This is a genomic window from Ruegeria sp. CH5, assembly GCF_056537025.1.
Window position 1 is genome coordinate 38,405 of record NZ_JBQFQT010000004.1, and the last position, 13,771, is coordinate 52,175.

A 13,771-nucleotide genomic window follows, 5' to 3' on the forward strand; every position below is an offset into this window, starting at 1 on the left:
AACAAAAGGCAAAGCACATTGAAGTAATTTCGACCGAGGACTGAAGATGGCTGACATCAAGGCGTGGTTGGAGAGGTATTCCCTTGAGAAGTACCATGATGTGTTCGCCTCGAACGCGATCGAATTGGATGTTCTTGCCACCCTCACTGAAAATGACCTGGTCGAGCTTGGACTGAACCTCGGGGATCGCAAACGCATGATGCGGGCGATCGAGGCGCTTCGCTCGGATCAAGGTGGCGTATCACATGCCGAGAATGCTCTCACGTCATCGCAAACTGGGTCTCACGCGCCTCAACCCACGGCATTGGAAGGTGTCCCCGAGCGCAGGTATCTGACTTTGGTCTTTGTCGATCTCGTTGGATCAACTGAATTGTCCAGTCATCTGGATCTTGAGGAGTACCGCTCCGTTCTGCACGACTATCAAGCCCTTTGTTTTGATGTCGTGACCCGGCACCACGGGCACATTGCCCAATTCATCGGAGATGGAGTGGTTGCTTATTTCGGTTATCCGACGGTAGAAGAGAACGATGCGGAAAGGGCCGTTGCCGCCGGACTGGAAATCTGTGGCTCCATTGGTCGTATCAAACACGGCAAGGGTGAGGTCATCGGGGTTCGGGTCGGGATTTCTTCCGGGGAAGCCGTGGTCGACAATCACTCGACTTTGGGAGGTCTGGTGGTCGGTGAGGTGCCGAATTTGGCGGCCCGTATCCAGGAACTGGCGGACCCTGGAACGGTCGCCATCAGCGAGCACACCAAGCTACTGATCGGCAGCAACTTTCGCTGCGAGTGGAAGGGGAAGCAAAGCCTCAAGGGGTTTGAGAACCCGATCGGCATCTGGAAAGTTCTGAGTGCGGAAGAGCCGATGCTGCGGTTTCAGGCGCGTCCCGGGGTTCAAGGCTCGCCCTTCGTCAACCGGGTCGATGAGATCGCGACGATCAAGAAGCATTGGCAGGCCGCACTGAATGGGGAAGGGCAGGCGGTTATGGTGTCCGGTGAGGCCGGCATCGGAAAATCTCGTCTTGTCGAGGAATCGACCCGCGGATTCGAGGAACAACAATTTCTGCGGCTTGGGTTCCAATGCTCGCCCAACCACGAGCGAAGTGCCCATTTCCCGGTTCTCAGCTGGATCAGCCACATGGCCGATTTCCGCAGAACCGACTCCGACCAGCGGAAGCTGCGCAAACTCAGGCAACTGTTTCAGGAATGGTCGGAGGTTCCGGAAAACTATCTTCCTTTGTTTGCCTATGCCATGTCGTTGCCGGTGGAGGCCGAGGAAAACCTGCTGAAACTGCCCTTTGACCGGCTCAAGCAGCAGTTTCAGGAGGCCTTGGTGCAGACCGTTGCTGCGCTGGCGCGGCATCGACCGGTTCTGTTGCTGTTTGAAGACCTGCATTGGATCGATCCCTCGACTGAGGAAATCATCGCTTTGTTGATCGAGCGCTTCAGGTCCATGCCCGTCATGATCATGTGCACGTTCCGCCCGTCCTACCATCCACCGTGGGAAGGCCGGGAGGGTGTCGTCCCGCTGACGATTTCCCGCCTCGACCGGGACCACGTCCACCAGATGCTGGATGCGCTTTTGCAGTCCAAGCAAGTGACACAGACCATGAAAGACCGGATCGCGAACAGGACGGATGGCGTCCCTCTGTTTGCGGAAGAGATGGCACGAATGATCCAGGACGGGTTCTTCGACCAGACGGACGCGTCCGCAATGCAGATGCAACAGGCACTGCCATCGACACTCAAGGAACTGTTCTGGGCCATGTTCGACCGGCTGAGCACGGCCCGCGATATCGTGCCGGTCTGCGCCGCCATTGACCGCAACATCCTGCCTGCGATGGTCAGTTCGGTCAGCGGTCAATCGTACGAGGCAACCCTGCGCATGTTGGACGAGTTGGTCGAAGCGCAAATATTGGTGCGGCGCGGGGTCAATATGGGAGGCGCCTATGCGTTCCGCCACGCTTTGATACGGGACGCAGCCTATGACCTGATGTTGCCCAGTCGGGCGCGGGCGGTGCACAGCCGGATCGCCGAGGTCCTCGACACTTCGTTCAGTGACCTTGTGGGTCAGAACCCTGAATTGCTGGCCCAGCACTATGCCCGCGCGGACATGCCCAAACAGGCCCGGGACGCGTGGCGCCGGGCGGCAGTCATCTCGGGCGAGCGATTTGCCAACGAAGAAACCATCCACCATCTCAATGAAGCCTTGACCGAGAACGACAAAATCACCCCAAGCCCCGAACGGGATCGAGAAGAGATTTCGCTGCGCAAGATGCTGAACGTGGCCCTCAGTACCAGGGCGTTCGGGTCGAAAGAGGTTTTGGCCAATCTGGACCGGTTCCGCCACCTGCTTGACCGTTCCTCCGCCAGTGTGACGGATGCGTTTCTGGCCGTGCATGTGCAGTTCGGTGCTCAGTTGACTCTGGGCGATCCGAGGGGCGCGTTGGCTTTGTGTGATTACCTGGAGGAGGTCGCACGGCGCGCGGAAAACCCGACGATGGAGGCGCTCGTGGCGCACAATATCGGCATGAGCAACTTCATGCTTGGCCGTCTGGAGGTCGCCATTTCTGCTTTCGACCGTGCGATTGCGTTGCGCGGGGCAACCGGCCCGGACGATCTGCTGAATTATCACGAGGCAGACATATACTTGGTTGATCAGGCGATGAGGTGCTGGGCCGTGGTGCTGCAAAGCGGAGACGGCGAAACGTTTCGCGCCGAGCTAGCGGAACTGGCTGAGCGGATCAGTCGTGAACCACACGATTTCACCCGGTGCTACGGGCTGAACATCCTGGCGACCATCTATCAGATATTGGGCGACACAGGGTCATTGCTGGATATGGTCAACCGCGCGCTCGAGATCAGTGGGCAGCGGGAGTTCCACTACTGGGATGCCTGGGGCCGCATCCTGCACGGCTGGGCGCGGGCATCAGAAGGTCACCCTGCCGAGGGGATCGCCGAGATCTCGGCCGGTATCGACGCCTATGTTGATACAGGTTCAACTCAGATCGTTCTCTACGCTCAGACCTTGCTCGCAGACGCGCACTTGATGGCTGGAGAGATTGCTGAAGGCTTGAAGGTGATCGAACTTGTGCGAGCGGGTGAGAAATCCTGGAGTGTCCGGTATCAGCTCCCATTCACCGACCGGGTCGAGGCGGCCTTGCGCAATGCGCAGTCCGAAGTCGCAATGAAGTGAGCCACCCGGTCGACGCACTTTTCGTGCCAAGTTTTTGGTCTGGACATAACTTCAACCGAACTGCCGAAAGGTGCGATTATTGAAACATATACGAAAATTTGATAGTGTTTGACGGCATTGTTTCGATTTTTAGATCAAAAAACTGGGGATAATCATGTTCAGACTTAAGGCTTTAGGCGTTTCAATTCTTTGCGCAGCGATGGCGCTTGCAATCCACGGACCGGCAACGGCACAAGAGATTTTGTCCGAAGACGGAACCGTAAAATTTGAAGATGGGATACCGCAGTACTCCGGCGGCACTGAGTTGTTTACTTTTCAATATCATCAAGTCATCGATGAAAATGATCCTGAGAACCTGCTGTTTTCAGCTGACCGTCAGTTGGTTTCCTTGGATCCCGTTGAACTCTTCCGTGAATACGGAGACTCCACGCGGGTTTTGGAGGCCCCCGGAATGTCGGCGCTTATGGCGCAGTCCCTGGAAGGCGGTTTTGCGTCGTCCTTTTCGGACATGGTTCTGACGGAACTTGCGGTGCTGCAGAAAAATTGTGTCGTCAACGGCGCTCCGATCCAAAGTGCCACCATCAAGCCGGTTTACAGCGTTCTGAGGCTTCACACGAACCCGATTAGAACAAACGCCGTGCTGAACATTTTTTCGTACAAATTGCTGGAATGCAGTGAAGACGGAGTTGATATTTCCATTCCTCTCAAGCGCCGGTGGGTAATCTCGATTGGTTCCGGGTTGGAACAGGGGCCGATCGACAAGACAATCGGTGGGGTCCAGATGACCTATAAGATGTTCGCGCAGGGTAAATCGATCAAGCTGATGGCTTATTACTCCAATCTGACACTGCATGGCGAAAGATGGGGACCGGATATGCGTCTAATTTCCGGGTTCGACCAACTCGGCAATGTCGACCCCAGAAACAAGTACTACACTCCGAAGGCGGCAAGTTGCCTTGATATCGACTTCAAGAACAAGCCGCCGAATGATGTCGACGTGTGGTCTGTTGCGCCCAGCGACATGAGGTTCTGCGCCCGTGGATGCATTCCCGGAGATGTAAGCGCTACCAAGTAAGGCTACTTCTGTTCCGGTTTGACCATACCGCAGACCCTGCGCCGCGACATTTCTCGTCTGATCAAGGCGCAGGGTTTCCCAAAATTTCCCCGTCCGCGATCAGGCGGCACACCCTGATCGGAGATCGAGACATTTTCAGGCATGGCGCCTGTTTGCCAGGACAGGTCGATCGGGATGCCGCCACGTGGATACCAGTGCCTTCCAATCCGGAACCACCGCTGCGTCGGAAACCTGACCCGGCGCCGGGCAATGGAAACGGTGCAGTTCTCTTGGAAGGAGCTGTGGTTTCGGAACGTTCCCAGAAACAGTTTCAGAGACTTCGAACTGACAAGCCAGCCCCCCGAATTCAATCGATCACCAGATGACCATAGTCAGCCTGTCCATTCATCGGGCAGAGCGAAGTGAATTCGGGCGCGGTGAACCTCACGCACTATTCGAAATCGGCTTGTGGAATCTGAACCCTTGTTTTGCAACTCGTTTACGCTGCAACCGGGATGCGCAGTGTTTAACGGTGGGCAAGCTACTGCCAAGCCGATCTGTTTTGTGGTCTCTGAGTTTCCTGCCGAGTTTTACGCATTTCGGGGTGGCCGGCGGGTCAGCGCATGACAAAAGGATCAGGAATAGGGTCGTCGCTGGTGCGCAACCAAACGGACTTGATTTTGGTGTAGTCCAATGCAGCCTGCAGCCCGCCCTCGCGCCCATGCCCCGACAATCCATGCCCCCCAAACGGAGCGATCGGACTGACTGCGCGGTAGGTGTTGACCCAGACAATGCCGGCTCGGATTGACCGAACCACCCGATGGGCCCGCGTGAGGTTTTGCGTGAACACGCCCGAGGCTAGGCCAAACCGGGTATCGTTTGCGATCGCGATGGCCTCATCCTCTGTTTCGAAGGAAACGACCGACAGGACGGGGCCGAAGAATTCGTGCGTCAGGCAATCAGCATCGCGCGCCCGACTGCAATCCAGAATGGTCGGTGGAAAGTAGAATCCCGCGCGATCAAGTGGCTGGCCGCCAGTGATCAATTGCGCGCCTTGGGCCTGCGACCGGGTGACAAGTTCGGCGGCCCATTTCTGCTGCCGCTGCGTGCACAGGGGCCCGGCTTCGGTCGCCATGTCATCCGGTGCGCCGATCACGACCGCTTCGGCCTTTTGCCTCAGACGGTCCAGGACCGCGTCCTTGATCGATGCCTGAACCACAAGTCGCGAACCGGCAACGCAGCTTTGACCCGACGCTGCGAAAATTCCGGAGACCTGAGCGTTGACCGCACTGTCCAGATCCGCATCCTCGAACACGATGAAGGGCGACTTTCCGCCCAACTCCAAAGAGGTCGACGCCAGGTTCTCTGCCGAGTTTCGCACGATATGCCGAGCCGTTTCCGGCCCGCCGGTAAAGGCGACATGGGCAATTCTTTCGTGCCGGGTCAAGGCAGCGCCGACATCGGGCCCGCCCGTCAGGACATTCAGAACACCTTCGGGAAATCCGGCCTTGTGAAAGATCCGCGCGAATTCCAGCATTGGGGCAGGGGCCTCTTCTGAGGCCTTCAGCACCACTGTGCAACCGGCCGCCAGGGCCGGGCCGATCTTGACCGCCGACAGGAACAATTGCGAGTTCCAGGGCACGATCGCCGCGACAACCCCTACGGGTTCTCGCCGCAGCCAAACTTCCATATCTGGCTTGTCGATGGGCAAATGGGCGCCTTCGATCTTGTCCGCGAGGCCCGCGTAGTAACGATAGTAATCCGCGACATAGGCAATCTGCGCCGAGGTTTCGCGGGTGATTTTACCTGTATCGCGGGTTTCCAGCTCGGCCAGTCTGGGCGCGTTTTCAGCGATCAGATCTGCCAATCGGTATAGCAGCTTGCCCCGCGCCGTTGCGGTCAATGACGCCCATTCCGGGGAATTGAAGGCCTGGTCCGCTGCCATCACGGCCTGGTCCACATCGGCTTGGCTGGCGGCGGGCATCTGCGCCCAAGCCTCACCTGTGGATGGGTCGACACTTTCGAACCAGGTGTCGCCATCGCGGAAAGTGCCGCCGATATAGTTCTGAAACCGTTGCATCCAGAATTCCTCTATTGAAAGGCCGGCATCACATCCTTGATGAAACGCTCCAACGAGGCCTTTTTGCGTTCAAACGGCATGCTGGAGTCGATCCAGAATGAATACTCGTCATACCCCAGTTCCTCGCATCTCCAAAGCCGGTCGATCACGGTATCGGCTGTTCCGATGACAAGGTCCCGCTCCATGTTCTGGGGCGAATAGAACGGATGCTCGGCGATTTCGGCATCACTCAGCGGGGAAATAAGCCCCTGAGTGACGTCACGCTTGTTCATGAACCATGCACCGAAATAGCAGTAGAACCGGTTCAACTCGATGGCGGCCTGTTTCACGTCGTTCTGATCTTCGGCCACGTATGTGTGGCGCAGCAACATGATCTTGGGGCGCGGCATGTCAGGAAACTTTGCGCAGGCGGCATTGAACTTGGCCATCAGGTCGATGACCTCGTCGTCGCCGTTCCACAATGGCGTGACCTGTACGTTGCACCCTGAGCGTACGGCAAATTCGTGGCTGTTGGGGTCGCGTGCGGCCACCCAGATTGGCGGCCCACCAGGTTGCAGGGGCAGGGGCGACGAGGTGGTCTTGGGAAATTGGTGGAATTCGCCGTCATGGGCGTAATCTCCCTGCCAGAGCTGTTTCACTGCAGGGATGAGTTCGCGCATGCGCTGCCCGGCTTCCCACGCATCCATGCCGGGCATCATGCGTTCGTATTCGTAACTGTAGGCACCGCGGGCAATGCCCAGATCCAGCCGACCGTCGGTTATGATGTCCGTCATCGCGGCCTCGCCTGCCAAACGGATCGGATGCCAGAAGGGCGCGATCACGGTGCCGGTGCCCAGCCGGACATTCCGGGTATGCCGAGCCACGTCAATCAGGCTGAGAAACGGGTTGGGCGCGATTGTAAAGTTCATCCCGTGGTGTTCGCCCGTCCAGACGGCATGCATCCCGCCGTCGTCGGCGATTTTGCACAGTTGGATGAACTCGTCATACAACTGCTTCTGGTCCTGCTCTGGCGAAATCCGCTCCATATGCGCAAACAGCGAGAACTTCATTTCAACTCCCCCGAACCAACGGTTTGACCCGTCCGCTGGTTTCATCTCCGTAGTATATGCCGAAATTGCCCATGCGGCTTTCCCGGGCGAAACGTTCCAGCATCTTACAGATCGCCGGGTCCGCGACATCCATCAGCGTCGACTCGACGATCTGCGTAAAAGACCCGTTGGCTGGGGTGCCGTCCTCGGCTTTGCAAAGGAACGAGATATGCTGTCGTCGCGACTTGTCCTGGTAGACCGAATAGATGAAGCCCGGTTCTGCCTTGATCCCACATTCCGCGATCAACTGGGCCAATGCAGTATCTGCGCCATTGGCCATGTCCTCGGTCGCCGGAATGGTCAGCCCGCCGTTGCCATCGTCCAGCAGAAGGATCTGCCCGTGCCGCTCGATCAGCGCGGAAACCACCACGCCCGCGCGGCGGTTCAGCGCCCGGGCTTCGGCGGCAGGCGTCACGTATGCGCCGCGGGCATAGCCCAGGCCAGGTGCGATCGAGTGGTCGAAGGCCTCGACCCGACCGATCAGGATCAGGTGGTCGCCGGCTTCGACCGTCTTGAAAACCGAGCAGTCAAACCAGGCTGAAACCCCGTCAAGGATTGGTGCGCTGTTGGGTCCTGGCTTCCAATCGACACCGGCAAACCGGTCCTGCGAAGGGCGTGCGAAGGTGTTCGAAACGCTGATCTGATCCTCCGACAGGATGTTGACGGCGAAACCGGCGGCTTCAGAGAATGTGTTGAAATTGCTGGATGTATTGGCAAGACAGACCGATACCAGCGGAGGGTCCAGCGAAACCGAGGAAAAGGAATTGGCGGTAAAGCCGATCGGTCGGCCGGACTCGTCATGTGTCGTGACCACCGTGACACCGGTGAGAAAGGTTCCGAACGCGCTGCGCAGGGCGCGAGGGTCGAAATCCGTCATGCGGGCGACCTTTCGTGCGTTGGGGTCTTCAGCCATTGAACAAGGGCCGCGTTGACAGTCTTTGGATCAGTAAGGTTCACCATGTGCCGATGACCCTCGACGACAACCGCCTGCCCCTTGGCGGCCGCGGCAATGGCGCGGGTCATGTCGGGTGTGGAATTCGGATCCTCAGCACCCGTCAACGCCAGCAAGGGGCAAGAGATCTGAGGGTAGCGATCAGCGTAGACCATGTCGCCCCGGGCAAAGGCATCGTAGGCCGTCGCATAGCCGTTTATGTCGACCGCGGCCAACCATGCGGCGACCCTGTCCCGAGCGGCGCGGTCGGCCGGACCGTTTGCGAACCAGCGTTGCAGTGGAGTTTCCAGATCAAAGGTTCCGGCGCTGATCAAGCCGGCGCGCGCCAGTACAGAGTCCCGGGCCTGGTCGTCCCGCCGGAACACTCCGTTCAGCAGGGCGACGCGCCGGACCCGATCGGGATGGTCGACCGCAAACCCGCCGGCAATCAGTGCGCCCATCGAATGACCGACAAGGTTCACGCGATCCAGGTTCAAAGCGTCCAGCGCCGCCCGCAGCCACTCCACAAATGCTGGTAACTGCGCCCCCACAGCGATCAGGCCGGACTGGCCATGCCCTGGCAGATCCAGTGCGTAGACCGCGTGCAAGTCGGACAAGGCATCGATCTGCGGCGCCCAGGCCTCCGACTGCATACCGACCCCGTGCAACAGGACCAGAGGTTCGCCATCGGGGGGGCCGGCAAAGCGCAAGCCAAGGCGTCCGAATGGTTCAGACAGCTGCCGGATTGTCGACGTCATGTCCCAAATCCTTCAGATCCTGATAACGATCCCCGATGCGGTGATGCGGGCGCCCTCCGATCGAAGCGCCCAAAGCGATCATGATCTCATCCGGGGCCGGAGCGTCGGCGACCTGCAGGTGGATGGTCAGATAGTGGCTGCGCCGCCCACCATCATTCTTGTCCATCAGGGGAATTTGCATGGCCGCATTCGCCGGTCCGCGCGTATTGGTGAAGGCAAGGTAGGATTTTGCACCAACCGCCTCGCGATAGGCATTTCCGAACCTCAGGGTATGGATCAGGGCCGACCCGTGCTCGACCTCGCCATTCACTCCGACAACGGCGGCTTTGCCATAGGCTTCAACCCGGTCACCGCCGCCGGCCGCCTCGAGAATCATCTCGGTCAGCATGTGGCCCAGCCCCGGAGCACAATCGTGTATCTCTGGACGCAGGTCTTCGACAAAGCCGCGGCCGGCCCAGGGGTTGGTGACGACGGCAACCGCCGCGATCAAGGTCAAAGGGCGCTCGGCGGCTTTGCCACCTTCGATCAGCGTGTTTTCGACATGCAGCAGTGTTTTACGAATGGTGGCGGGCATCGCAAAGGTCCTGTGATTCCGTTTTCGGCATGATGGTATACCATAAGACAGGATGTCAATCATACCTTGCTGATGCAACGCGCGACCGGTAGATTCCCGTCCATGACAACGCCAAGACTGACCAAGATCGATCATCCCCCGGCAACCCTGCGCGACATGGTGCAGGAGCGCATGCGTGAGGCCATCATCGAAGGTGTTTTCCAGCCCGGCGAACGGCTGGTAGAACGTCCGCTATGTGATCAGCTAGGTGTCAGCAGGACAGTCATCCGGGAAACGATCCGCTATCTCGAGGCCGAGGGGCTGGTCGAAATTCTGCCCGGGCGCGGGCCGATCGTGGCTTCGATCACACGGGACGAGGCACGGCAGATCTACGATATCCGCCGCATGCTGGAAACCGCGGCCGCCGAGAACTGCGCGCGCAAAATCACATCAGACAGGGCCAGCAGCCTGCATGGGGCGCTGGTGCGGCTCAAGCAAGGTTTCGTGGACAAGACACCGGGCTCGATCTTCCGCGCCACTTCCGATTTCTACTCAGAGATTTTTGAGGGGGCAGGGCATCATGTGGCTTGGGATGTAGTCCAGCGCCTGAATGGTCGGATCAGCCGGTTGCGGATGATGACCTTGGCGGCAACAGAACGCGACCGCCCCGGGATCGAACATATGGAGGCCATCTGTTCTGCGATTCAGTCCGGCGACCCCTCCGCCGCGCGCCGAGCCGTCGAACGGCATCTGGACGATGCGGCGTCGGTTGCCGAGACCCTGTTCGATGCAGAAGAGGGCTTGGGCAAAGCCGCACACTGCTAGATCCTGCACCGGTCAGGTTTGGTCGCCCAGATACGTCGTCAGGGCCTGGCGCGCTCCCTGATCCCAGATCACCCTGAGCCACCGGTCAAACGCGTCGCGAAACGCGCCGGATTGTGACAGGTCCTGATAGTACTGGGTCTGCTCAAGCCAGGTGGTCGGGTTGTCACGGGCCGCGTTGGCCGAGGTGACCAGATCGGACCAGTTGGGATCGTTGGGTTCGATAATACTTCCATCCTCGCGAGCACCGGCACACATGCGGGCCCACAGCGCCTCGACCAGGGCCAGCCCATTGATCGGCGCGCCGGCAGCCAACGCATCATAGACTGTGGGAAGCACAAATCCCACATGCCGGGATGATCCGTCAAAAGCAACGCGACGCGTGGTGTCGACGATGGCTGGATTGCGGAACCGCTCCTCGATCAAGGTTACGTAGTCCGCAACCGACTGATTGGGCACCGGACGCACGAAAGGCGCGATTTCTTCGACCAAAACCTTTCGGAAGAATGCTGAAACCAGTGGATCGGCCATGCAGTCTGCGATCGTATTCAGGCTCAGGATCTCGCCGACATTGGCCAGAACCTGGTGGCCCGCGTTCAGAATGCGCAGCTTCATGACCTCATAGTCATGAACGCGGACGGTAAATGTGGCGCCGACCTTGTCCCAATCCGGGCGACCGGCGCAAAAGGCATCCTCGATCACCCATTGGCGGAAGCTTTCATGGGTGACGGGGGCGGCGTCGTCGATCCCCAGCGCGCGCACCAGCTCCAGCTCGGTCGGGCCGGTGGCGGGCACTATGCAATCGACCATCGAATTGGGAAAGGTGCATTGCGTGTTGATCCAGTCGGCCAGATCCACGTCCGATAGTCGCGCCAGCCCCACCACCGCCTGACGCAGAACCTGCCCGTTGCCGATCAGGTTGTCGCAGCTCAGCCCGGTCAGCGGACCAACGCCTGCATCGCGCCGCCGTCGCAGGCCCGCGACGATGGCACCGAAGGCGGTGCGCGGACGGTCGGGGTTGGCGGCATCGTGGCGGATGTCGGGGTGGTCGGTGTCCAGCCCTTTGGTCACAGGGTGCACGAAATAGCCGCCCTCGGTCACGGTCAGCGAGACGATGCGGATCGCCGGATCGGCCAGTTGCGCGATCAGCGGGCCGTTGTCCTCTTGCGGGGGCAGGTAATCGATCATCGCGCCCGTCACCTCGGCACGACGCTGGCCCTCGGTCAGTTCGACCAGCGTGGTCAGACAGTCCTGCGCCAGCAGCTTGCGCCGCATCTCGGCGTCATAGGCGCGCACGCCGGCGCCGATGATGGCCCAATCCTGCGCCGCGCCCTGTTGCATCAGCCGGTGCAGGTACCAAGCCTGATGCGCGCGATGAAAATTGCCCACCCCGATATGCACGATCCCCGGCGTCAGTGCCGCGCGATCGTATTCGGGCCGCAGCACGCCCTTGGGCAACGCGTCCAAATTGGCCTGACACAACCGGACCGGTCGGGTATCCGCGGGGCGCTCCACCATCAGCTCATCCAATTTCCACCATCCACGTTGTATGTCTGGGCCACGATGTAGTCGGCCTCGGACGAGGCCAGAAAGACCGCCATTCCGGTCAGGTCCTCGGCCCGGCCCATCCGGCCGAAGGGCACCGCTTCGCCCACTTCCTTCTTTTTCTGACCCGGCGCCTTGCCCTCGTATTTGGCAAAGAAGGCATCGACGCCGTCCCAGTGCTCGCCATCCACCACGCCGGGGGCGATGGCATTCACGTTGATCCCGTGTTTGATCAGGTTCAGCCCCGCCGATTGGGTCAGGCTGATCACCGCCGCCTTGCTGGCGCAATAGACCGCCACGAGCGGCTCGCCCCGGCGGCCGGCCTGGCTGGCCATGTTGATGATCTTGCCGCCGGTGCCCTGCTGGATCATGTGGCGCGCGACTGCCTGCATCGTGAACAGGGAGCCGGCGACGTTGATGTCGAACACGCGCTGGTAATCCGCGCGGGTGATTTCCACGATCGGGGCGGCGGTGAAGATCGCGGCGTTGTTGATCAGGATATCGATCCCGCCCATCCGCGCCGCGGCGTCGGCCACGCCCGCCTCGATGCTGTCCTGCTGCGAAACATCCATTTCGACCGCAATCGCCTGCGGCCCGATCGCGCGCGCGGCCTTGCGCGCCTGCTGCACGTCGATGTCGGCCAGCGCCACCTGCGCGCCCTCGGCGGCATAGGCCTGGGCAAAGGCCAGCCCGATGCCCCGCGCCGCCCCGGTGATCAGGGCCCGTTTTCCAACCAGCCGGTTCATGCGATCCGCAGCCCTGCCGCGTCGAACCGGTGGATCTTGTCCTCCTCCGGCGTCAGATGGATCGTGTCTCCGTGGCGCAGGCCGACCTCGCCGCCGGCGCGCACGGTCATCGGCTCGGCGAAGCCGTCCACATGGACGTGAAAGAACGTGTCCGAGCCCAGATGTTCGGACACCCCGACCGTGCCCTTCCACAGGCCCTCGTTGGGCGAGGCGGCAATGTGCTCGGGGCGGACGCCGATCGTGTGGGCGCCGTGCTTTTCGGCCTCGGGGCCTTCGATGAAATTCATCTTGGGCGAGCCGATGAAGCCGGCCACGAACTTGTTGCGCGGCGCGCGGTACAGTTCGAGCGGCGAGCCCACCTGTTCGATCACGCCTGCCTGAAGGACCACGATCTTGTCGGCCATGGTCATGGCCTCGACCTGGTCATGGGTGACGTAGATCATCGTGGTTTCCAGCCGGTTGTGCAGCTCGGATATCTCCAGCCGCATGCCTACGCGCAGCGCCGCGTCCAGGTTCGACAGCGGCTCGTCGAACAGGAAGGCCGCCGGTTCGCGCACGATGGCGCGACCGATGGCGACCCGCTGGCGCTGGCCACCCGAAAGCTGGCCGGGGCGGCGGTCCAGATAGTCGGTCAGGTTCAGAACCTCGGCCGCCTGTTCGACGCGGCGGTCCTGCTCGGCCTTGTCCAGCCCGGCCATGCGCAGCGGAAAGGCGATGTTCTTGCGCACGGTCATGTGCGGATAAAGTGCGTAGGACTGGAACACCATGGCCAGGCCCCGCTTGGCCGGCGGCACCGCGGTGGCGTCCTGATCGTCGATCAGGATGCGGCCGCCGCTGACGTCCTCTAGCCCCGCGATCAGGCGCAGCAGGGTGGATTTTCCGCAGCCCGATGGGCCCACGAACACCACGAATTCGCCGTCGTTGATTTCCAGATCCAGCGGCGGAATGACTTCCACGTCGCCAAAGCTCTTGCTGACTTTCTCAAGTACGATGCGTCCCAT

The 13,771-nt window shown here is 60.3% G+C and carries 11 protein-coding genes and 1 pseudogene; 3 read left to right on the top strand and 9 right to left on the bottom strand.

From position 1 onward, the window contains the following. Nucleotides 1–46: 46 nt before the first annotated feature. Both ACR0JC_RS13245 and ACR0JC_RS13250 read left to right on the top strand, forming a co-directional pair. Nucleotides 47–3,193, top strand: coding sequence for an adenylate/guanylate cyclase domain-containing protein (locus ACR0JC_RS13245; protein WP_170341763.1), 3,147 nt, complete (start codon nucleotides 47–49; stop codon nucleotides 3,191–3,193). Between the two features lie 154 nt (nucleotides 3,194–3,347). Further along, nucleotides 3,348–4,268: a hypothetical protein gene (locus tag ACR0JC_RS13250; RefSeq protein WP_170341765.1), complete on the top strand. Its 921-nt coding sequence runs from the start codon at nucleotides 3,348–3,350 to the stop codon at nucleotides 4,266–4,268. Nucleotides 4,269–4,354: 86 nt separating this feature from the next. Here the strand turns inward: ACR0JC_RS13250 and ACR0JC_RS13255 are convergent. The 6 genes and pseudogenes from ACR0JC_RS13255 to ACR0JC_RS13280 form a co-directional block, all read right to left on the bottom strand. Beyond that, nucleotides 4,355–4,695 (bottom strand): annotated as a pseudogene (locus ACR0JC_RS13255) (preQ(1) synthase); the annotation flags it as partial. A 168-nt stretch (nucleotides 4,696–4,863) separates the two neighbouring features. After that, entirely contained in the window at nucleotides 4,864–6,327 is a 1,464-nt protein-coding gene (locus ACR0JC_RS13260) for an aldehyde dehydrogenase (protein WP_170341767.1), read from the bottom strand. Between the two features lie 11 nt (nucleotides 6,328–6,338). Then, on the bottom strand, nucleotides 6,339–7,376 hold the full coding sequence (locus ACR0JC_RS13265; RefSeq protein WP_170341769.1) for an LLM class flavin-dependent oxidoreductase: 1,038 nt from the start codon (nucleotides 7,374–7,376) through the stop codon (nucleotides 6,339–6,341). Nucleotide 7,377: 1 nt separating this feature from the next. Then, nucleotides 7,378–8,292, bottom strand: a complete 915-nt coding sequence (locus ACR0JC_RS13270; protein ID WP_170341815.1) for a flavin reductase family protein — start codon at nucleotides 8,290–8,292, stop codon at nucleotides 7,378–7,380. Next, the gene (locus tag ACR0JC_RS13275; protein WP_170341771.1) at nucleotides 8,289–9,104 is read right to left on the bottom strand and encodes an alpha/beta fold hydrolase; all 816 of its coding nucleotides are present in this window, start codon (nucleotides 9,102–9,104) and stop codon (nucleotides 8,289–8,291) included. The genes ACR0JC_RS13270 and ACR0JC_RS13275 overlap by 4 nt, the downstream gene beginning before the upstream one ends. Continuing rightward, a complete protein-coding gene (locus ACR0JC_RS13280; RefSeq protein WP_170341773.1) occupies nucleotides 9,076–9,678 on the bottom strand; it encodes an amino acid synthesis family protein in 603 nt (200 codons plus the stop codon). Before ACR0JC_RS13280 ends, ACR0JC_RS13275 begins: the two co-directional genes overlap by 29 nt. 102 nt (nucleotides 9,679–9,780) lie before the next feature. Between ACR0JC_RS13280 and ACR0JC_RS13285 the strand changes: the two genes are divergently transcribed. Continuing rightward, nucleotides 9,781–10,482: a GntR family transcriptional regulator gene (locus ACR0JC_RS13285; protein WP_170341106.1), complete on the top strand. Its 702-nt coding sequence runs from the start codon at nucleotides 9,781–9,783 to the stop codon at nucleotides 10,480–10,482. A 12-nt stretch (nucleotides 10,483–10,494) separates the two neighbouring features. Here ACR0JC_RS13285 and ACR0JC_RS13290 read toward each other — a convergent pair whose 3' ends face one another. From ACR0JC_RS13290 to ACR0JC_RS13300, 3 genes are read right to left on the bottom strand one after another with little or no spacing between them, the layout of a single operon-like run. After that, entirely contained in the window at nucleotides 10,495–11,997 is a 1,503-nt protein-coding gene (locus ACR0JC_RS13290) for a mannitol dehydrogenase family protein (RefSeq protein ID WP_170341109.1), read from the bottom strand. Further along, entirely contained in the window at nucleotides 11,997–12,770 is a 774-nt protein-coding gene (locus ACR0JC_RS13295; protein WP_480763968.1) for an L-iditol 2-dehydrogenase, read from the bottom strand. Before ACR0JC_RS13295 ends, ACR0JC_RS13290 begins: the two co-directional genes overlap by 1 nt. Next, nucleotides 12,767–13,771: an ABC transporter ATP-binding protein gene (locus ACR0JC_RS13300; RefSeq protein ID WP_170589078.1), complete on the bottom strand. Its 1,005-nt coding sequence runs from the start codon at nucleotides 13,769–13,771 to the stop codon at nucleotides 12,767–12,769. The genes ACR0JC_RS13295 and ACR0JC_RS13300 overlap by 4 nt, the downstream gene beginning before the upstream one ends.

Coding starts and splice junctions, on each gene's coding strand:
- ACR0JC_RS13275 (WP_170341771.1), bottom strand. CDS start 9,104: ATGACGTCGACAATCCGGCAGCTGTCTGAACCATTCGGACGCCTTGGC.
- ACR0JC_RS13265 (WP_170341769.1), bottom strand. CDS start 7,376: ATGAAGTTCTCGCTGTTTGCGCATATGGAGCGGATTTCGCCAGAGCAG.
- ACR0JC_RS13285 (WP_170341106.1), top strand. CDS start 9,781: ATGACAACGCCAAGACTGACCAAGATCGATCATCCCCCGGCAACCCTG.
- ACR0JC_RS13260 (WP_170341767.1), bottom strand. CDS start 6,327: ATGCAACGGTTTCAGAACTATATCGGCGGCACTTTCCGCGATGGCGAC.
- ACR0JC_RS13280 (WP_170341773.1), bottom strand. CDS start 9,678: ATGCCCGCCACCATTCGTAAAACACTGCTGCATGTCGAAAACACGCTG.
- ACR0JC_RS13300 (WP_170589078.1), bottom strand. CDS start 13,771: ATGGGACGCATCGTACTTGAGAAAGTCAGCAAGAGCTTTGGCGACGTG.
- ACR0JC_RS13245 (WP_170341763.1), top strand. CDS start 47: ATGGCTGACATCAAGGCGTGGTTGGAGAGGTATTCCCTTGAGAAGTAC.
- ACR0JC_RS13270 (WP_170341815.1), bottom strand. CDS start 8,292: ATGACGGATTTCGACCCTCGCGCCCTGCGCAGCGCGTTCGGAACCTTT.
- ACR0JC_RS13250 (WP_170341765.1), top strand. CDS start 3,348: ATGTTCAGACTTAAGGCTTTAGGCGTTTCAATTCTTTGCGCAGCGATG.
- ACR0JC_RS13295 (WP_480763968.1), bottom strand. CDS start 12,770: ATGAACCGGCTGGTTGGAAAACGGGCCCTGATCACCGGGGCGGCGCGG.
- ACR0JC_RS13290 (WP_170341109.1), bottom strand. CDS start 11,997: ATGGTGGAGCGCCCCGCGGATACCCGACCGGTCCGGTTGTGTCAGGCC.